A 17,306-nucleotide genomic window follows, 5' to 3' on the forward strand; every position below is an offset into this window, starting at 1 on the left:
GGGAAGCCTAATGCGAGATGCGGGTCTGTCAAAGCCCCAGAACATCCGCCATGTCGTATTCGCCCGGCCCCTTGTCCTGCCCCCAAAGCGCCGCCCGCAGCGCACCGCGGGCAAAGATGGCGCGATCTGTGGCGACATGGCGCAGGATCACACGCTCGCCCGCCGTGGCGAAGATCACGTCATGCTCGCCCACGATGTCGCCGCCGCGGATGGCGGAAAAGCCGATGCTGCCGGGCGCGCGGGCGCCGGTGATGCCCTCGCGCGCCGGGGTGCGCAGATCGTCCAGGCCGTGGCCCCGCCCCTCGGCGGCGGCCTCGCCCAGCATCAGCGCGGTGCCCGAGGGCGCATCGACCTTGCGGCTGTGATGCGCCTCGACCACCTCGATGTCCCAGTCCTCGCCGAGCGCGGCGGCGACCTTGCGGGTCAGCCCGACCAGCAGATTGACGCCCAGGCTCATGTTGCCGGCGCGGATGATCGGGGCGTGGCGGGCGGCGGCCTTCAGCTTGTCCAGGTCGGCCGGCTCGAACCCCGTGGTGCCGATCACATGCACGGCGCGGGCCTGCGCGGTCAGTTCCGCGAAGGCCACCGTCGCCGCCGGGGCGGTGAAGTCGATCACCGCCTGCGCCTTGGCGATCGCCTCGACCGGATCGTCGGTGACCGTGATTCCCAGCACCGGTCCCCCCATCGCCTCGCCCAGGTCGCGGCCGACCCAGGGGTTGCCCTCGCGCTCGATTGCACCGACGAGACGGGCCTGATCCGACCCCAGAACGGTGCGCGCCAGCATCTGCCCCATGCGGCCCGACGCACCCGTAATGACGATTCCCGGTTTTTCCATGCTCGATCCCCCGTTTCCGGCATGTCTATCCCGTTGCGGCGCGGGCCGCGACCCCCTACATCTGCGCGCATGGCACAGAACCGCTTTCATTCCGGCACCGGCCCCTCGCAGCGTCAGCTTCGCGTGGGCGAGCTGATCCGCCGCACGCTTTCCGACGTCCTCCTGCGGGGGGATGTCCACGACCCCGAGCTGAACCGGCATTCGATCACGGTCGGAGAGGTGCGGACCTCGCCCGACCTCAAGGTCGCGACGGCCTATGTGCTGCCCCTGGGCGGGCATGATGCCGAAGAGGCGCTGGCCGCCTTGCGCCGCAACGCGGGCGAGCTGCGCCATCTGGTCGCCAAGGCGATGACGCTGAAATACGCGCCGCAGCTGCGATTCGTGCTGGACGAGACCTTCGACCGCATGGACGACACCCGCCGCCTCTTGTCCGAGGACCGGGTGCGGCGCGACGTCGAATCGCACCCGGAAGACGATGAAGATTGATCTCAAGCGCCGGCTGGGCCTGGCCTTTGGCGCGCTGATCGCCATGACCCTGCCCGCCCTGGCCGGGATCTGCGAAAAGCGCGACTTCGACGGGCAGGGCTATGTGATCTGCACGCTGACGGCGGGGCAGGAGCCGGGCCTGCGGCTGTGGCTGAACGGCCCGGATGGCCGGACGCTCGGCGATTTCACCGCCGTCCGCCGCACCCTGGCCCAAGGCGAAAGCCTGGGTTTCGCCATGAATGCCGGCATGTATCACCCGGATTTCACCCCGGTCGGGCTTTACGTCAGCGACGGCGTCAGCCAGCACGACCTGGTCACTGCCGGCGGCGGCGGCAATTTCGGCATGTTGCCGAACGGCGTCTTTTGCGCCGGCGGCGCGCGGCCCTATCAGGTGATCGAAAGCCGCGCCTTTGCCAAGGCCGCCCCGGATTGCCGCCTCGCCACGCAATCGGGGCCGATGCTGGTCATCGACGGCGCGCTGCACCCGCGTTTCCTGGTGGACAGCGACAGCCGCTATATCAGGAACGGCGTCGGCGTCTCGCCCGACGGACAGACGGCATGGTTCGCCATCTCGGACCGGGCGGTGACCTTTCACCAGTTCGGCCGGCTGTTCCGCGACGGGCTGGGGGCGCGGGATGCGCTGTATTTCGACGGCTCGATTTCGCGGCTATACGCCCCGGGCCTGGGCCGCGCCGATTTCGGGCGGCGGCTGGGGCCGATCATCGGATATGTAGGACAGAACTAGAATGGCGCGAAAAAAGGGACGCGAGATCCACGGTTGGCTGATCGTGGACAAGCCGGCCGGTATCGGCTCGACCGACGTGGTCGGCAAGGTCCGCTGGGCACTGGACGCGAAGAAGGCCGGGCATGCCGGGACGCTGGACCCGGATGCGACCGGCGTGCTGGCCGTGGCGCTGGGAGAGGCGACCAAGACCGTGCCGATCCTGACCGACGCGCTGAAAGCCTATGACTTCACGGTAAGCTGGGGCGCCGAGACCTCGACCGACGATGCCTCGGGCGGGGTGGTGAAAACCAGCGACGCGCGCCCGGACGAGGCGGCGATCCGCGCCGCCCTGCCGGAATTCACCGGCGAGATCATGCAGGTTCCCCCCGCCGTCTCGGCCGTGCGCGTCGATGGCGCGCGGGCCTATGACCTCGCGCGAGAGGGCGAGGTGGTCGAGCTTGCCGCCCGTCCGCTTTGGGTGGAATCGCTGGAGCTGCTGGGCGCGGCCCGCGACAGCGCCGAGCTGCGCATGGTCTGCGGCAAGGGCGGCTATGTGCGCAGCATTGCCCGCGACCTTGGCCGCAAGCTGGGCTGCCTTGGCCATGTCGCGCAACTGCGCCGCATCTGGTCGGGGCCCTTCGAGGCCGGGGACGGCTTTGCCTTCGACCGCATCGACCGTGCCAACCAGGCCGAGATCGAGGCGGCGCTGCTGCCCCTGCAAGCCGCGCTGGCCGACCTGCCCGAGATGCAGGCGACCGAGATCGGCGCCACCCGCATCCTGAACGGCAATCCCGGCCAGGTGCTGGGCCATGCCGAATTCGGCGAGGAAGTCTGGGTCAGCCGCAACGGCCGCGCACTGTGCATCGGTCGCTACATGGGCGGCGAGGTGCAGCCCTCGCGCGTGTTCAACCTGGGCTAGACCCCCTCGCCGCCGGGCGCCATGATCCGGGCGACCGTGGCACCGGGCAGCGCCTGGGCGGCATAGGTGAAGGTGCCGGCCGTTTTCACCTCTTCGGCGGCGCGCATCAGCGCGCCGAGCGCCGCCCGCGCGAAAGAACCGCCGACGCTGATCCGCCGCACCCCGGCCTGCGCCAGTTCGGCAACCGACCAGGTCGGACCCGCCAGTCCCATGACCACGTTGACGGGCTTGTCCACCGCGGCGCAGACGGTGCGGATCGCCTGGAGATCCGGCAGTCCCGGCGCATAGAGCACATCCGCCCCGGCGGCGGAAAAGGCTTGCAGCCGCCTGATCGTGTCATCCAGATCGGGCCGGTCCCAAAGAAAGTTCTCGGCCCGTGCGGTCAGCAGGAAAGGGAGGCCCCGCGCCGCCTCTGCCGCCGCCTGGACGCGCTCGACCGCAAGGGACAGGTCGTGGATCGGATCGCCGGCGTCCCCCGTCGCATCCTCGATCGAGCCGCCGACCAACCCCACCCAGCAGGCCAGCCGGATGGTTTCGGCGCAGATTTCCGGCGCGGCGCCAAAGCCGTCCTGAAGATCGGCCGAGACCGGCAGGTCGGTCGCGCCGACGATCTCGGCTGCGTTGTCCAGGATCTCGTCGCGCTGAAGGTCGGCGATGGAATCCAGCTTGCCCTTGGAAAAGGCATAGCCGGCGCTGGTGGTTGCCAGCGCCTGAAACCCCAGGCTGGCCAGCAGCCGGGCCGAACCCGCATCCCAGGGATTGGGCATGACAAAGGCGCTCTCCGTCTGGTGCAACGCCTTCAGCTTCTCGAACTTGGCCTGTTGATCCGGCATCGCGCCTCTCCTGCAAGGACTCTTGATGCCACCCTAGCAGGCCGGAACAAATTATGAACGATTTTCTCGACCCTGTCGCGCCACGGGCCTGCCGTGGCGCGAAGGCCGTCAGCCGGCGAACTGATAGGTCGCGGGCACGAAGCGCCAGGAACCCTCGCCGTTCGGGGCGATGAAGCCCAAGCCCGGGAAGGGCATGTGATAGCCGATGAAGGGGATCTTTTCCTCGGCCAGCCGGGCCAGAACCGCCTGGCGCGTGGCCGCGCCCTGTTCCTTGTCCACGTCGAAGCGCACATGCCAGGCCGGGCGCTGCACCGAATAGACATAGTGGTTGAAGCTGTCGCCGGTGATCAGCAGCCGCTGCCCGTCGCTTTCCAGCAGATAGGTGGTGTGGCCGGGCGTGTGGCCGTGGGCCTGCTCGGCCTTGATGCCGGGCAGGATTTCCTCGGTCCCCTCGATCTGCCGCGCCTTGTCCAGCAGCGGTACCACCTTGGCGGTATAGGCCTCGCTGGGATTGGCCGCCCAATAGTCGTTCTCGGGGCGGGGCAGGATCAGCTCGGCATTGGGAAAGGCCGGAGCCTCGCCATCCATCAGCCCGCCGATATGGTCGCCGTGCATATGGGTCAGCACGACATGGGTCACGTCCTCGGGCTTGACCCCGGCCTGCGCCATCGAGGCGGCGTTGTTGGCCGGGACCATGCCGGTGTCGAACAGCACCAGCGCATCGGGCGTGCGCACCAGCGTCATCGTATAGGAGCCGCCGCTGCGGTCGGCGGGGATGAAATTCTCGGCGCTGAGGCTTTCGAACTCGGCCGGATCGGCATTGAGGCCGAAGGTCTCGATCGGATTGTCGCTCATGCTCCCGCCACCGAACAACGTCGTCACCTCGAAGCCGCCCAGCTGGATCGTGTTGGCGCGGCCGAGAAAGGCGGGCGCCTCGCCCGCCGGCTGGGCGGGGGCGGTCTGGGCATGCGCGGGCAGCACCAGAGCCATGGGCAGCGCGCCGCCGATGAGCATGGCTTGGCGGCGGCTGATATCGGTCCTGAACATCTCTCCCTCCTGCTTGGTTCTTCTGCAACCTTACGCGAGGGCGGCGGGTTCCGGCATGAAACCTGCGTGACCGGCTAGAAGGGCGCGGGCGCGGTAAAGCTTTGCATCACCCCGGTTTCGGGATGCTTGAAGCGCAGGCTTTCGGCATGCAGCATCAGCCGCGGGAAATCCGCCGCCGCACCGGCCGCATAAAGCGGATCGCCCAGGATCGGATGGCCAAGCTGGGCCATATGCACGCGCAACTGATGGCTGCGGCCGGTGATCGGCATCAGCCGCACCCGCGTCTCGGCATCCGTCGCCTTGACCACCCGCCATTCCGTCTGCGCCGGCCGGCCCTCGGCATGATCGACCTTTTGTCGCGGACGGTTCGGCCAGTCCACGATCAGCGGCAGGTCCACCATGCCTGTTTTCGGCTCCAGCCGGCCCCAGAGCCGCGCGACATAGGTCTTTTTCGTCCGCCGGTCCTCGAATTGCCTGGACAGGTGGCGCTGCGCATGCGGGGTCAGGCCAAAGACCATCACGCCCGATGTGTCCATGTCCAGCCGATGCACCAGCAGCACGGTCGGAAAGGCGCCGCGCAGCCGCTCGATCAGGCAATCGGCGCGATCCTCGCCCCGGCCGGGAACGGAAAGCAGCCCAGCCGGCTTTTCGACCACCAGGATCTCGTGATCGGCATGGATCACGCGCGGCTGTTCGGCCGTCGGCTGGTAGAGAAAGCTCATTTCCAGACCAGCCGCAGGGCAAGGCCCGCGAACATCACCGCCGCAATGCGGTTCACGATGCCCAGCCGCTTGCCGATCACCTGGCCGGCCAACCCGCCGACCACCCCGTAACCCATGGTGACCAGCGTGCCGGACAGGGTGAACATCAGCCCCAGCCCCAGGATCTGCTGCCAGATCGGGCCATATTCCGGCTTGGTGAATTGCGGCAGGAAAGCCAGCAGGAACAGCACCGGCTTGGGGTTCAGCAGGTTCGACAGCGCCCCGCGCCGGATGATGTTCCAGGGCCGGCTGGCGGCGCGGGCGCGGGGATCGACCTCGCCCGCGTTCCAGCTTTTCCAGGCCAGGAACAGCAGATAGGCCGCGCCGGCATATTTGATCGCAACCAGCGCGCCGGGATGGGCGGCCACCAGCGCACCAAGGCCCACGGTCGCCATCGCCACATGGCAGATCACGCCCAGCCCGACGCCGAAGCCGGCCAAAGCCCCGGCGCGCGGGCCGTTCTGGATGCCGCAGGCGCTGGCGAAGAACACGTCCTGCCCCGGCGCCAGGTTCAGCACCAATGCCCCGGCCATGAAGGCCAGCAACTGCTGCAGCGGAAAATTCGCCAAGGTGTCCCAGATCATCGCGCGCCCCCTTTTCCTGCCGCCTAGGACGGGCGGCGCACGGCGTCAACTATTCGCGCGGATCTTGCGGCAACCCGTCGGCGATCTCGTAATAGTCGCCCTTGTCGGCGACGAAGATATGGCCCAGCAGGCGCAGCCCCGTCGGGCTGTCGATGGCGCCCGCCGCCACGTCGATGATGTCCGAGCCGTCGCGCTGCCAGAACAGCGAGCTGCCGCATTCCGGGCAAAAGCCGCGCCGGGCGATGTCCGAGGCGCGATACCATTTCGGCTGCCCCTGGATCTCCAGCGATTTCGGCAGGATGGCGGCCCAGTAATGCCCCGACCAGCGCCGGCACTGGCCGCAATGGCAGGCCTTGAGGTCGTTGGTCGCGTCATAGGTGCCGCGAAACCGGATGGCGCCGCAAAGGCAATGGCCGGTGAATTCAGTCGCGTCCGAATGTGGCATCCAGGATCTCCTGCAGGCGGTCGGCATCGTCCCGCGTGAAAGCGTCGGGTTGATCGCTGTCGATATCCAGCACGCCGATCAGCCGCTCGCCTCCGCCGATCACCGGGATCACCAGTTCCGAGCGGGTCGAGCTGGCGCAGGCGATATGGCCGGGAAAGGCGTCGACATCCGGCACCAGCTGGACCTGCCGCGTCCGCGCCGCCGCGCCGCAGACCCCGCGCGAAAACGGGATCACCAGGCAGCCATGGCCGCCCTGATAGGGACCGATCTTCAGCAGCTCGGGCGCGGTGACGCGATAGAATCCGGTCCAGTCGAATCGCTCGTCCGAGTGGTGGATCTCGCAGGCGAGCGTCGCCATCAGCGCGACCTCGTCGGTCTCGTCATGGGTCAGGGCCTGGATGCGGGCGGCAAGATCGTCGTAATCGGGCATGGCGCCAGATTAGCGGCGGCTTGCCGGCCTGTCACCCCGCGCCGTCTTCAGCCCGCGACGCGCCAATAGCTGCTTGGCGTATGCACCAGCGGCACCAGTGCAAAGCCCGCAGCGATCAGGCACAACAGCGCCGGCACCCCGGTCCCGCCCAGCCCGGCCAGCATGGCCAGATGGCAGAGCACGAAGATGCCGCAGCCGATGGCCAGCGCCGCCCAGCCCTCGCAGCGCGAAAGGCAGGCGAGCCCGCCGCTCAGCAGTGCCAGCCCCAGCGCCACCCAGCATATTGGTCCGAAGGAACGGTCCAACGGCAGGGAATCGGTTGCCGGCATGGGTGCAGTGGCGAGCATGGATAGGGTCGCGAAGGCCAGAAAATAGCCTGCCATCACCGCAAAGGACAAACCGCAAAAAATCGAAAGGATACGCATCAGGGAGGCTCGTCATAAAAGGACAAAACGAACAAATACCTGAACGATTGCGCAAAGGAAGATCTCCACACCGCGAGCGGGTCCGGGTCGGCGTATCTCTGCCTATGGTTGCAGATCACCCAGTATCTCCGGCAGATCCCGGCGCAGCCGCGCCATGCCGCCGGGTCGCCAGCCCAGCGCCTGCAACCTGGCGCAGAGGGGGCGGCGCAGCGCCCCGGCATCGGCAGGCGCGGGCAGGGGCGTCGCGCAGTCGGTCAGGCGGGCGACCTCGGCCAGCAGGTCGCTGCGGTCCAGCACCAGATCGCTGGCGTTGTAGCTGCCCGCCATGGCCGGATCGGCCAGCACCAGCAGCACGGCCTGGGCCAGGTCGGCGCCATGCAGCTCGGTCGCGACGCGGGGGGCGGGGGTGATGCCGTGCAGGAAATCGCCGATCAGCCCGGCCCATTTCTGCGGCAGGCCCGGGCCATAGACGCCGGTCGGGCGCAGGCTGGCGGTCAGGAAGCCGGGTCCCGACATGGCAGCCAGCGCCGCCTCGGCATCGGCCTTGACCCGGCCGTAAAGGCTTGTCGGCAGGGGCGAAAGCTCGTCCGGCAGTGCCATGCCCTCGGGGTGGCCGTCATGCACGGCGCGCGAGGACAGAAAGATCACCCGCCCGACGCCCTGGTCCCGCGCCGCCCGGAACAGCATGAGCGAGCCGTCGAGATTGGCGCGGATGAAGCCCTCGGGGTCCGCACCCTCGCCGCCGCGATAGCGGCCGGGGGCGTGCTGGAAGGCGGCATGGATCAAGGCGTCGCATCCGGTCAGGCCGGGCACGCCGCCCAGGCGCCAACCGGGCAGGGTCGTGACCTGATGGCCCGTCTGCACCGCGGCGCGGTGGATCCAGCGCCCGACGAGGCCCGAGGCGCCGGTCAGCGCGATCCTCATGCCGCACCGGATACGCTGCCGGGCGGGGGCGGCAGGTCGCGCGGATCGGGCACCGGCCCATCGCCGGCATGGGCCAGCCACAGCTCGATCAGCGGGCGCAGCTGCTCGACCTTGGCATGATCCCGCCAGGGCTTTTCATACTGGTAATGCAGCACGCGGATATCCTGCCAGCGCCATAGCTGCGGCAGGTTCAGCCAGACATATTGCAGCATGTTGTCAAAGACCGGCAGCCCGTGCCAATTCGGGAAATGGCTTTCCAGAAAGGTCTGGTCGGTGCGGCGCCAGAACTGGCCAGGCTGGTCCAGACGGGCCAGCATCGCCCGATACGTCGCCTGCGAGGGGCGCGCGGTAAAGACGCCCGAGTTCAGGCGGTGGAAATCCGCCAGACTTTCATAGACGTTCGGCGCGGCGGAAAACTCGGGATAGTCGAACAGCCGGTCGATGTTCTGCAAGACCAGCGCATCGGCGTCGATGAACACCACCCGGTCATAGTCCAGCTGCCACAGCCGCAGCTTGGCGAAATTGTCCAGCGGCGTGTGGAAGGGCGGCTTTTCGCCCTTGGTAAAGGGCGCGGCGCCGTGCAGCCGGTCGCGGGCATGCAAGGCGTTGAAGCCGTCCGATGTCGGCAGCAGGTCCACCCGCACCGCGCGCACGTCCAGCATGCGCAGCCCGTCCACCGTCGCCTGGGGCAGGTCGGTATAAAGCAGGACCAGATCGGCCGTCGTCCCGGTGCGGCGCAGCGAGCGGAACAGCGCCGCCGCCCCGGTCGCATAGTCGGGATTGGTCGCCAGGGTGACAAAGGCGCGGTCGGACCGCGCCTTGCCTGCCGGGTGAATGCCTTCGGGGGTCACGATACCGAACGCAGCCTCTTGCCCTCGGGGTCGTGCTCGACGCGCCGGGCGATGTCCTTGGTCCAGGCCGAGACGGCCGGCACGCGCGAGCGATCGATGCGATGGGCATATTTCCTGGCCACCTCGACCACCTCGGACAGCAATCCTTCGGCCAGGGTGATCGGCTTGAGGCCCAGCGCAAGGAACTGGTCGTTCTTGACCACCAGCTCGTTCTCGTCGGCCTCCTTGCGCGGGTTCGGCAGATAGGCGACCTCGGCCCCGGTCATGCGGGCGACCAGATCGGCAAGGTCGCGGACGCGATGCGTCTCGGTCATCTGGTTGAAGATGCGCACCGGCTCGCCCGCCTGCGGCGCATCCTTCAGCGCCAGCTCGATGCAGCGCACCGAATCCTGGAGGTGGATGAAGGCGCGGGTCTGGCCGCCGGTGCCGTGCACGGTCAGCGGATAGCCGATGGCGGCCTGGATCAGGAAACGGTTCAGCACCGTGCCATAGTCGCCGTCATAGTCGAAGCGGTTGATCAACTGCTCGTGGCGGCGGGTCTGGTCGGTATGGGTGCCCCAGACGATGCCCTGATGCAGGTCGGTGATGCGCAGCCCGTCGTTCTGGGCATAGAACTGGAACAGGATCTGATCGAGGCTCTTGGTCATGTGATAGACCGAGCCGGGCCGGGTCGGATACAGGATCTGCTGCGCGCGCGGGCCGGCAGGCGTGTCGATCGACACGTCCAGATAGCCCTCGGGGATCGGCGCGCCGACGGTGGAATAGCCATAGACCCCCATGGTGCCCAGATGCACCAGATGCGCGTCGATGCCGGTTTCGACCAGCGCCGCCAGCAGGTTATGCGTCGCATTGATGTTGTTGCCCACGGTATAGACCTTGTGGCGGTCGGTCTTCATCGAATAGGGCGCGGCGCGCTGCTCGGCGAAATGGATCACCGCATCGGGGCGATGCTCGGCCAGCCAGGATTTCAGCCGCTCGTATTCCGTGGCCAGGTTCAGCAGGTGGAAATGGATCCTGCGCCCCGTCTGCTGATGCCAGATCCGGCAACGCTCCTGAATGGAATCCATCGGCGTCAGCGATTGCACGCCCAGTTCGGTATCGATCCAGCGCCGCGACAGATTGTCCACGATATGGACCTCATGGCCCAGATCGGAGAGGTGCAGGGCGGTCGGCCAGCCGACAAATCCGTCGCCCCCGAGGACTGCGATGCGCATCATCTGACTCCTTGCTATTGCCCGGCAGGGATGCGCGGACAATGTGCCAGAACGATGACGTTCGGAAGAAGGTTCCTTGTCAGCCCCGCGCCACTTGCAAATTCTTGCCGAAAACATTGCATGATGGGCCGGCGAACACTAAGGATTCCCTTTATGATCTCGCAGAAGACGAAATATGCCATCAAGGCACTGATGGCCCTGGCAGACGAGGTCGCCGCCGGCGGCAATGCCCTGACGATCGAGGAGATCGCGCAGCGATCCGGTGCGCCCAAGCGTTTTCTGGAACATATCATGCTGGAGCTGCGCAATGCCGGCTATGTCGGCTCGCGCCGGGGCCGGGCGGGCGGCTATGTGCTGATCAAGCGGCCGAAGGAGATTTCCATCGGCGAGCTTCTGCGCCAGGTCGACGGGCCGATTGCGCCGCTGCCCTGCCTGTCGCGCCGGTCCTATCAACGCTGCGAGGATTGCACCGACGAGGCCACCTGCCGGCTGCGCCGCATGTTCGGCCAGGTGTTCTGGTCCTATCTGCTGCTGATCGAATCCCTGACGCTGGAGGATCTGGTGGCCGAGGGTGGCCTGCCCGAGATGAGCGCGGTCTGAGCTTGCATCCCCAGGGTTGCATTCCTGCCATGGCGCCGCCCGTGACAGGCGATGCGGCTTGACCCCGGGGCGGCCGGGTTGCAGTTGTGACGCGACGTTCGATCCATCCCGATACCGGGGCTCCGCCCCTTCGGAAAGCACTGCAGGTCTGCCATGGTTGACACTCTGCCCACCCCGAAACACGCCCCCCTTGCCGGGGTCATCGGCTGGCCCGTCGCGCATTCCCGCTCGCCCCGGCTGCATGGCCACTGGCTGGAACGCTATGGCATCGCCGGGCATTACGTGTCGCTGCCGGTGATGCCCGAGCATCTGGCCGAGGTGCTGCGCGCCATGCCGCATATGGGCTTCGTCGGCGCCAACGTCACCATCCCGCACAAGGAAAGCGTCCTGGCGCTGGCCGACGTGGTCACCGACCGCGCCGCGCTGATCGGGGCGGCGAACACGCTGATCTTTCGCGCCGACGGCAAGATCCATGCCGACAATACCGACGGCTACGGCTTCATCGCCAATATCCGCCAGCATGCGCCGGACTGGATCCCCGACCTGGGGCCGGCGGCGGTGATCGGGGCGGGGGGCGCGGCGCGGGCCGTGGTCGCCTCGCTTCTGGAAAGCGGGGTGCCCGAGTTGCGCATCGCCAACCGCACCCGCATCCGGGCCGAACAGATCCGGGCCGAGTTCGGCGCCAAGGTCGTGGTCTATGACTGGGCGCAGGCCGGCAACATGCTGGAAGGCGCGATGACCGTGGTCAACGCCACCTCGATGGGCATGGAGGGCAAGCCGCCGCTGCGCGTGCCCCTGGAGGCGCTGGCGCCGAGCACGCTGGTCACCGATCTGGTCTATACGCCGCTGATGACGCCCTTCCTGGCCGAGGCGCAGGCGCGCGGCTGCGAGGTCGTAGACGGGCTGGGGATGCTGCTGCACCAGGCCGCGCCGGGGTTCGAGCGCTGGTTCGGCCAGCGCCCCGAGGTCGATGACGACTTGCGCCGGGCCGTGCTGGCATGAGCTACCTTCTGGGCCTGACCGGCGGCATCGGCATGGGCAAGTCCACCGCCGCGCAGATGTTCAGCGACCTTGGCCATCCGGTCTGGGACGCGGATGCGGCGGTGCATCGGCTTTATGCACCGGGCGGCGCGGCGGTCGCGCCGGTGGCCGCGGCCTTTCCCGGCGTGCTGAAGGACGGCGGCATCGACCGCGCCGCGCTGCGCGAGGCGCTTGCCGCCGATCCCACGGGCTTTGCAAGGCTTGAGGCCATCGTGCATCCGCTGGTGGCCGAGGATCGCACCGCCTTCATCGCCGCGCACGAGGCGGCGCCCATCGTGGTGCTGGACATCCCCCTGCTTTTCGAGAGCGGATCGGAGCGCCAGATGGACGGGGTCGCCGTGGTTTCTGCCCCGCCCGAGGTGCAGCGCGCACGGGTGCTGGCCCGCCCCGGCATGACCGAAGAGAATTTCCGCATGATCCTGTCGCGACAGATGCCGGATGCCGAAAAGCGCAAGCGAGCGGACTGGGTGATCCCATCGGATACGCTCACGGGCGCGCGGGCGGCGATCATGGACATCTGTGCCCGGATCATGGCAAAACGCCCCCATGCGTGAGATCGTCCTCGACACCGAGACCACCGGCTTCGACCCCGACACCGGCGACCGCATCGTCGAAATCGGCGCGGTCGAACTAATGAACCATCTGCCCACCGGGCGCACCTTCCACGTCTACATCAACCCCGAGCGCCCGATGCCGCAGGAGGCTTTCGAGGTGCACGGGCTTGGCGACGACTTCCTGCGCGACAAGCCCAAATTCGCCGAGATCGCGGCGGATTTCGTCGCCTTTATCGGCGATGATGCAAAGCTGGTGATCCACAATGCCAGCTTCGACATGAAGTTCCTGAACGCCGAGCTGCGCATGGTCGGGCATGCGACGATGCCCTATTCCCGCGCGGTCGATACGCTGGAAATCGCCCGCAGCATGTTCCCCGGCGCGCAGAACTCGCTGGACGCGCTGTGCCGGCGCTTCCGCATCGACAACTCGAACCGCACACTGCACGGCGCGCTTCTGGACAGCGAATTGCTGGCCGAGGTCTATCTGGCGCTGCGGGGCGGACGCCAGCCGGGGCTGGTGCTGGAAAGCGGCCCGATGCATGGCGGCACCGGCACGGGAGCGCAGGCCGAGGGCGGGACGCCGCGTGGTCAAAGGCCGCGTCCGCTTGCACCCCGCATCACCGAGGCCGAGGCCGAGGCCCATGCCGCCTTCGTCGCGAAAATGGGCGAAAAGGCGGTCTGGCTGCGCTATGGGGACGCGAACCACGAATAGGGCCGGAACCCTTGCGACGGGGAAGCGGGTTTCCCCTGCAGGACCGGCAGGCAAAGCAAAGAGGACGGGATCTTGATCAGGGATTGGTGGCAGTTCGTCCTGGCGATCTTTGAACGGATGGACAAGATCCACATGAGCCTGATCGCCGCCGGGGTGGCATTCTATGCCATGTTCGCGGTGTTTCCCGGGCTTGCCGCGCTGTTCGCGCTGTGGGGGTTGTGGAACGACCCGCAGGTGATCGAGCAATACGTCCATGCCACGGACGGCTTCATCCCGCAAAGCGCTGCCGACATCATCTATGGCCAGATCAGCGCCCTGGTGGCGGCCGGACGCACGCAACTGGGCTGGACCACGGCGATTTCCTTCCTTATCGCCACCGTCTCGGCCCGTGCCGGGGTGGACGGGCTGATCCGGGGGTTGAACGCGGCCTATGGCGTGCGCTCGCATTCCACGGTCATGGGATTCCTGCTGGCCTATGTGCTGACGCTGGTCATCGTGCTGGTGATCGCGCTGGGGCTGGTCACCATCGTCGTGGTGCCCATCGCCTTCAACTTCCTGCCCGACGTGCCCTTGCGCAACTGGCTGATCGGCGCCCTGCCGTGGATGGCGATCTTTTTCATCGTGCTGGTGGTGATCGGCATCCTCTACCGCTATGGCCCCAACGTGAAGACGCCGCGCACCGCGATCTTCACCTGGGGCTCGGTCTTCGCGGCGCTGGCCTGGGCGGCGGCGTCCTATGGCTTCTCGGCCTATCTGGCCAGCTTCAACAGCTACAACCGCATCTATGGCTCGATCGGCGCGGTGATCGCGCTCTTGATGTGGTTCTATCTGGGCGGCTTCACGGTCATGCTGGGGGCGCTGATCAACGTGGAACTGTCCCGCCGCCGCCGCTTCATCGCCGCAAAGAAGATGCGGCAGGCAGCGCGAAAGCAGGACGCGGGCAAGGCATCGTGATCGGCCTGCCAGCCCGATCTTGAAGGAGGCGCGGCATGGACCGTTTCACCGGCGGCTGCCTGTGCGGCAAGGTTCGAATCGTTGCATCCGGGCACCCCTGGCGGGTCGGCCTGTGCCATTGTCTCGACTGCCGCAAGCATCACGGGGCGCTTTTTCACGCCTCGGCGGTGTTTCCACAGGACGCGGTGACGATCCAGGGCGAAACCCGCGATTATGCCGGGCGGTTCTTCTGTCCCCGCTGCGGATCGTCCGTCTTTGCGCGCAGCGGGGACGAGATCGAGGTGAACCTGGGCTCGCTGGATGCCCCGGATCGGTTGGTGCCGACCTATGAGCTATGGACCATCCGTCGCGAATCCTGGCTGCCGCCGTTTCCGCTCGCCAGACGATACGAACGGGATCGGGCCGCCGTGGGCCGCTTCGAGGAATAAGGGGTCAGCGGCGGGTCTCGGCCATCATCCGCAGGGCAAGCCCCGCCAGAACCGTTCCCATCAGCCAGCGCTGGACGACCATCCAAAGCGGGCGCCCGGTGAGGAAGGCCGCGATGCTGCCCGCCGCAAGGGCGATGATCGCGTTCACGGTGACGCTGACGGCGATCTGGGTCGCCCCCAGCGCCAGCGATTGCGCCAGAATGCTGCCCTGGCCAAGCGTCACGAATTGCGGCAGCAAGGACAGATACATGACCGCGATCTTGGGGTTCAGCAGATTGGTCACGAAACCCATGGCGAAAAGCCTGCGCGCGCTGTCCCTGGGCAGGTCGCGGACCTGAAAGGCCGAGCGTCCGCCCGGCCTGACGGCCTGCCAGGCCAGGTAAAGCAGATAGGCGGCCCCCGCGAGCCGCAAGGCGTCATAGGCATAAGGCACAGCCATGACGAAGGCCGTGATGCCGAACGCCGCGCAGAGCATGTAGAACACGAACCCCAGCGCGACCCCGCCCAGAGAGATCAGCCCGGCCAGGGGGCCTTGGCAAATGGATCGCGAGATCAGGTAGATCATGTTGGGACCGGGAGTCAGCACCATCCCCAGCGAGATGGCGGCAAAGGCCAGCAGGTTCACAGGATCGGGCATCGCGGTTTCCTTGCCGAAGGGCGGGCACCGCCGCCGCCGCGACGGTAGCAGGCGGCAGCACGGGCAGCAATGGCCGGGCGCGGATCGCCGCGAGGCCCCGTCCCTAGTGCCGCGATCCCGGCCGCGCGGCCGAGGTCAGCACCACCTGCGGCATCTCGGCCCCGTCGCGCTTGGGCAGATGCTCGACCCGGAACCGCAGCCGCAAAAGGAAACGACCGTCGCCCATCTCCTGCTCGGCCTCGCCCTCCAACTGGGTGGCGAAAGCCTCGATCAACTGGCTGCCCAGGCCGGTGCCTTCGGCCAGGCTGCTGGCGCCGATCGAGTTCTCGACCTCCAGCACGGCATGGCCCGGCCCGTCCGCGCGCAGCGAAACCCGCACCCAGGGCTCGGCCTCGGGGTCCGAGACGCCGGAGTATTTCAGCGCATTGGTGAAGGCCTCGGTCGCCAGCAGGCTCAGCGGCACCGCCTGGTCCGGCATCAGCACCTGCGGCTCCAACCGGGTGTCGATGCGCAGCCCGGCGCCGGGGCCGACTGAGGCGTTGGTCATCTGGTTGATGATGTCGCGGATCAGCCGGTCGGCCTCGACCGAATCCAGATGCTCGGCCTGATAGAGGTTGCGATAGATCGTCGCCAGCGACGCCACCCGATCCTGCACCGAGCGCAGAACGCGCCGGGCATCGTCGTGGTCGATCACCCGGATCTGCATGTTGATGATCGAGGCGATCAATTGCAGGTTGTTCTTGACCCGGTGATGCACCTCTTTCAGCAGCACGGTCTTTTCGTTGACGGCGGCCTCCATCGCCTCTTCGTCGCGGATCAGGATGCGGGCCATGTTGTGGAAGGTCTGGCTCATGTCCTCGATCTCGGCGGGCGCGTCGGCCAGCACCGGCGGCGGGGCCGGCGGCGGGGCCGAGCGGTCGCCGATGGCAAAGCGGCGCATCTGGCTGCGCAACTCGCGGATATGGCGCAGCACCAGGCGATAGACCGCGAAATAGGCCACGGCCAGCGAAGCGGCCCACAGGATCAGCGGCAGGATCAGCGCCGTGCGCCGGGTGATGTCGATGCCGGTGATGCCCGATTCGGCCCGGTTCCACGACCCCAGCGCATAGACGAGGCCCGGCACCACCGGCACGACGCTGAACACCCGCCGCTCGCCCGAGTTCGAGATGTCGCGAAAGGTCGTCTCGCTGCGCGACAGCAGCGAGGGCAGGGATTTGCCGCGCGGCAGCACTTCGGCGATGTCGCCCTCGCCCTCGCGGTCCGAAGAGATGACCTCGCCCTGGTTGTTGAAGGTCAGGATGCGCGCGCCATCGGTCCCCAGCCCCGAGACATGGGTCGAGCGCAGCAGGTCGTGCGACATCGAGACGGCGATGAAGCCCAGAAGCTCGACCCCGCGATAAAGCGGCTGGATCACCACCACCACCGACTTGCCGGTGACCGGCCCGTCGGTGCTGGTGGTGACCAGCGTGCCGGGACTGTCGATGAATTGCTGAAAGGCGGATTCGCCGGTCAGGTCATGCACCCCGCGCACCGAGGAACATTCCGTCACCCCGTCCAGCCGGGTGAACCCGGCATAGACGAAGTTTACCGTGCGCTGGACAAGGCCGCGCATGATGTCGGAACAGGCTTGCGGCCGGTCCATCGTCTCCAGCACCGCCGGACCCAGCGCATCGGCGGTGCCGAGCGCGCTTTGCAACAGCGCGCGCTCTCCCGCGGCGGCGGTGGCGGTGCGGCCCAGCAGCGCGATTTCCGAGGATCGCTGGTATTCGCGCGACAGGTGCAGCGTCTGGATGACCGAGATCAGCCCGATGGGCAGGATCGCCACCGACAACAGGCCGCCCAGCCGGAAGCCGAGCCCCTTGGTGAATTCCAGCTTGTCCAGCAGCCGCCGCAGCACGACGG

Annotated in this window: 22 protein-coding genes; 9 read left to right on the forward strand and 13 right to left on the reverse strand. The window is 67.5% G+C overall.

The annotated features are described in order from the left end of the window. Window positions 1–28 precede the first annotated feature (28 nt). Window positions 29–835, reverse strand: a complete 807-nt coding sequence (dapB, locus tag BLT64_RS08675; RefSeq protein ID WP_011749073.1) for a 4-hydroxy-tetrahydrodipicolinate reductase — start codon at window positions 833–835, stop codon at window positions 29–31. A gap of 69 nt (window positions 836–904) precedes the next feature. On the opposite strand from dapB, the gene rbfA reads away from it, so the two are divergent. Genes rbfA through truB form a run of 3 tightly spaced genes read left to right on the forward strand, consistent with a single transcriptional unit; the run spans window position 905 to window position 2,964 of the window. After that, window positions 905–1,321, forward strand: a complete 417-nt coding sequence (gene rbfA, locus BLT64_RS08680) for a 30S ribosome-binding factor RbfA (protein ID WP_011749074.1) — start codon at window positions 905–907, stop codon at window positions 1,319–1,321. Continuing rightward, the gene (locus BLT64_RS08685; protein ID WP_011749075.1) at window positions 1,311–2,066 is read left to right on the forward strand and encodes a phosphodiester glycosidase family protein; all 756 of its coding nucleotides are present in this window, start codon (window positions 1,311–1,313) and stop codon (window positions 2,064–2,066) included. The genes rbfA and BLT64_RS08685 overlap by 11 nt, the downstream gene beginning before the upstream one ends. A 1-nt stretch (window position 2,067) precedes the next feature. Then, window positions 2,068–2,964, forward strand: a complete 897-nt coding sequence (truB, locus tag BLT64_RS08690) for a tRNA pseudouridine(55) synthase TruB (protein WP_011749076.1) — start codon at window positions 2,068–2,070, stop codon at window positions 2,962–2,964. Here the strand turns inward: truB and BLT64_RS08695 are convergent. The 10 genes from BLT64_RS08695 to BLT64_RS08740 all read right to left on the reverse strand — a co-directional run bounded on the left by BLT64_RS08695 (window position 2,961) and on the right by BLT64_RS08740 (window position 10,478). After that, window positions 2,961–3,797 (reverse strand): isocitrate lyase/PEP mutase family protein, encoded by an 837-nt coding sequence (locus BLT64_RS08695; protein ID WP_011749077.1) that lies wholly within the window; start codon window positions 3,795–3,797, stop codon window positions 2,961–2,963. The two genes, truB and BLT64_RS08695, sit on opposite strands and share 4 nt — an antisense overlap. 108 nt (window positions 3,798–3,905) lie before the next feature. Further along, window positions 3,906–4,844, reverse strand: a complete 939-nt coding sequence (locus tag BLT64_RS08700) for an MBL fold metallo-hydrolase (protein ID WP_011749078.1) — start codon at window positions 4,842–4,844, stop codon at window positions 3,906–3,908. A gap of 74 nt (window positions 4,845–4,918) precedes the next feature. After that, window positions 4,919–5,566 (reverse strand): RluA family pseudouridine synthase, encoded by a 648-nt coding sequence (locus BLT64_RS08705; protein ID WP_011749079.1) that lies wholly within the window; start codon window positions 5,564–5,566, stop codon window positions 4,919–4,921. Continuing rightward, the gene (locus tag BLT64_RS08710; protein WP_011749080.1) at window positions 5,563–6,189 is read right to left on the reverse strand and encodes a LysE family translocator; all 627 of its coding nucleotides are present in this window, start codon (window positions 6,187–6,189) and stop codon (window positions 5,563–5,565) included. Before BLT64_RS08710 ends, BLT64_RS08705 begins: the two co-directional genes overlap by 4 nt. 49 nt (window positions 6,190–6,238) lie before the next feature. Next, on the reverse strand, window positions 6,239–6,634 hold the full coding sequence (locus BLT64_RS08715; RefSeq protein WP_011749081.1) for a GFA family protein: 396 nt from the start codon (window positions 6,632–6,634) through the stop codon (window positions 6,239–6,241). Further along, the gene (locus tag BLT64_RS08720; RefSeq protein WP_011749082.1) at window positions 6,612–7,064 is read right to left on the reverse strand and encodes a GAF domain-containing protein; all 453 of its coding nucleotides are present in this window, start codon (window positions 7,062–7,064) and stop codon (window positions 6,612–6,614) included. The genes BLT64_RS08715 and BLT64_RS08720 overlap by 23 nt, the downstream gene beginning before the upstream one ends. Before the next feature lie 47 nt (window positions 7,065–7,111). After that, window positions 7,112–7,369 (reverse strand): hypothetical protein, encoded by a 258-nt coding sequence (locus BLT64_RS08725; RefSeq protein WP_230999618.1) that lies wholly within the window; start codon window positions 7,367–7,369, stop codon window positions 7,112–7,114. A gap of 222 nt (window positions 7,370–7,591) precedes the next feature. Beyond that, entirely contained in the window at window positions 7,592–8,413 is an 822-nt protein-coding gene (locus tag BLT64_RS08730) for an NAD-dependent epimerase/dehydratase family protein (protein ID WP_011749084.1), read from the reverse strand. Further along, window positions 8,410–9,264, reverse strand: a complete 855-nt coding sequence (locus BLT64_RS08735; protein ID WP_011749085.1) for a glycosyltransferase — start codon at window positions 9,262–9,264, stop codon at window positions 8,410–8,412. The genes BLT64_RS08730 and BLT64_RS08735 overlap by 4 nt, the downstream gene beginning before the upstream one ends. Next, complete coding sequence (locus BLT64_RS08740; protein WP_041530313.1) at window positions 9,261–10,478, reverse strand: NAD-dependent epimerase/dehydratase family protein; 1,218 nt, start codon at window positions 10,476–10,478, stop codon at window positions 9,261–9,263. Before BLT64_RS08740 ends, BLT64_RS08735 begins: the two co-directional genes overlap by 4 nt. A 153-nt stretch (window positions 10,479–10,631) precedes the next feature. On the opposite strand from BLT64_RS08740, the gene BLT64_RS08745 reads away from it, so the two are divergent. The 6 genes from BLT64_RS08745 to BLT64_RS08770 all read left to right on the forward strand — a co-directional run bounded on the left by BLT64_RS08745 (window position 10,632) and on the right by BLT64_RS08770 (window position 14,767). Continuing rightward, window positions 10,632–11,078 carry an RrF2 family transcriptional regulator gene (locus BLT64_RS08745; protein ID WP_041530000.1) on the forward strand — a complete coding sequence of 149 codons (447 nt, stop codon included), beginning with the start codon at window positions 10,632–10,634 and terminating at the stop codon, window positions 11,076–11,078. 153 nt (window positions 11,079–11,231) lie between these two features. After that, entirely contained in the window at window positions 11,232–12,080 is an 849-nt protein-coding gene (locus BLT64_RS08750; RefSeq protein ID WP_011749088.1) for a shikimate dehydrogenase, read from the forward strand. Continuing rightward, on the forward strand, window positions 12,077–12,673 hold the full coding sequence (gene coaE / locus BLT64_RS08755) for a dephospho-CoA kinase (RefSeq protein WP_011749089.1): 597 nt from the start codon (window positions 12,077–12,079) through the stop codon (window positions 12,671–12,673). The genes BLT64_RS08750 and coaE overlap by 4 nt, the downstream gene beginning before the upstream one ends. Beyond that, the gene (gene dnaQ / locus BLT64_RS08760) at window positions 12,666–13,385 is read left to right on the forward strand and encodes a DNA polymerase III subunit epsilon (protein ID WP_011749090.1); all 720 of its coding nucleotides are present in this window, start codon (window positions 12,666–12,668) and stop codon (window positions 13,383–13,385) included. Before coaE ends, dnaQ begins: the two co-directional genes overlap by 8 nt. A 72-nt stretch (window positions 13,386–13,457) precedes the next feature. After that, window positions 13,458–14,339 carry a YihY/virulence factor BrkB family protein gene (locus tag BLT64_RS08765; protein WP_011749091.1) on the forward strand — a complete coding sequence of 294 codons (882 nt, stop codon included), beginning with the start codon at window positions 13,458–13,460 and terminating at the stop codon, window positions 14,337–14,339. A 35-nt stretch (window positions 14,340–14,374) separates the two neighbouring features. Beyond that, a complete protein-coding gene (locus tag BLT64_RS08770) occupies window positions 14,375–14,767 on the forward strand; it encodes a GFA family protein (protein WP_011749092.1) in 393 nt (130 codons plus the stop codon). 4 nt (window positions 14,768–14,771) lie between these two features. Here the strand turns inward: BLT64_RS08770 and BLT64_RS08775 are convergent, their stop codons facing one another. Together BLT64_RS08775 and BLT64_RS08780 are read right to left on the reverse strand one after the other, a co-directional pair. Continuing rightward, entirely contained in the window at window positions 14,772–15,404 is a 633-nt protein-coding gene (locus BLT64_RS08775) for a LysE family translocator (RefSeq protein ID WP_011749093.1), read from the reverse strand. A 103-nt stretch (window positions 15,405–15,507) separates the two neighbouring features. Beyond that, window positions 15,508–17,301, reverse strand: coding sequence for a histidine kinase dimerization/phosphoacceptor domain -containing protein (locus BLT64_RS08780; RefSeq protein WP_011749094.1), 1,794 nt, complete (start codon window positions 17,299–17,301; stop codon window positions 15,508–15,510). Window positions 17,302–17,306 lie beyond the last annotated feature (5 nt).

The organism is Paracoccus denitrificans (assembly GCF_900100045.1).
GTDB lineage: Bacteria > Pseudomonadota > Alphaproteobacteria > Rhodobacterales > Rhodobacteraceae > Paracoccus > Paracoccus denitrificans.

Bases quoted from the DNA above. Each gene is read 5' to 3' on its own strand.
- dapB (WP_011749073.1), bottom strand. From the start codon at position 835: ATGGAAAAACCGGGAATCGTCATTACGGGTGCGTCGGGCCGCATGGGG.
- rbfA (WP_011749074.1), top strand. From the start codon at position 905: ATGGCACAGAACCGCTTTCATTCCGGCACCGGCCCCTCGCAGCGTCAG.
- BLT64_RS08685 (WP_011749075.1), top strand. From the start codon at position 1,311: ATGAAGATTGATCTCAAGCGCCGGCTGGGCCTGGCCTTTGGCGCGCTG.
- truB (WP_011749076.1), top strand. From the start codon at position 2,068: ATGGCGCGAAAAAAGGGACGCGAGATCCACGGTTGGCTGATCGTGGAC.
- BLT64_RS08695 (WP_011749077.1), bottom strand. From the start codon at position 3,797: ATGCCGGATCAACAGGCCAAGTTCGAGAAGCTGAAGGCGTTGCACCAG.
- BLT64_RS08700 (WP_011749078.1), bottom strand. From the start codon at position 4,844: ATGTTCAGGACCGATATCAGCCGCCGCCAAGCCATGCTCATCGGCGGC.
- BLT64_RS08705 (WP_011749079.1), bottom strand. From the start codon at position 5,566: ATGAGCTTTCTCTACCAGCCGACGGCCGAACAGCCGCGCGTGATCCAT.
- BLT64_RS08710 (WP_011749080.1), bottom strand. From the start codon at position 6,189: ATGATCTGGGACACCTTGGCGAATTTTCCGCTGCAGCAGTTGCTGGCC.
- BLT64_RS08715 (WP_011749081.1), bottom strand. From the start codon at position 6,634: ATGCCACATTCGGACGCGACTGAATTCACCGGCCATTGCCTTTGCGGC.
- BLT64_RS08720 (WP_011749082.1), bottom strand. From the start codon at position 7,064: ATGCCCGATTACGACGATCTTGCCGCCCGCATCCAGGCCCTGACCCAT.
- BLT64_RS08730 (WP_011749084.1), bottom strand. From the start codon at position 8,413: ATGAGGATCGCGCTGACCGGCGCCTCGGGCCTCGTCGGGCGCTGGATC.
- BLT64_RS08740 (WP_041530313.1), bottom strand. From the start codon at position 10,478: ATGCGCATCGCAGTCCTCGGGGGCGACGGATTTGTCGGCTGGCCGACC.
- BLT64_RS08745 (WP_041530000.1), top strand. From the start codon at position 10,632: ATGATCTCGCAGAAGACGAAATATGCCATCAAGGCACTGATGGCCCTG.
- BLT64_RS08750 (WP_011749088.1), top strand. From the start codon at position 11,232: ATGGTTGACACTCTGCCCACCCCGAAACACGCCCCCCTTGCCGGGGTC.
- coaE (WP_011749089.1), top strand. From the start codon at position 12,077: ATGAGCTACCTTCTGGGCCTGACCGGCGGCATCGGCATGGGCAAGTCC.
- dnaQ (WP_011749090.1), top strand. From the start codon at position 12,666: ATGCGTGAGATCGTCCTCGACACCGAGACCACCGGCTTCGACCCCGAC.
- BLT64_RS08770 (WP_011749092.1), top strand. From the start codon at position 14,375: ATGGACCGTTTCACCGGCGGCTGCCTGTGCGGCAAGGTTCGAATCGTT.
- BLT64_RS08775 (WP_011749093.1), bottom strand. From the start codon at position 15,404: ATGCCCGATCCTGTGAACCTGCTGGCCTTTGCCGCCATCTCGCTGGGG.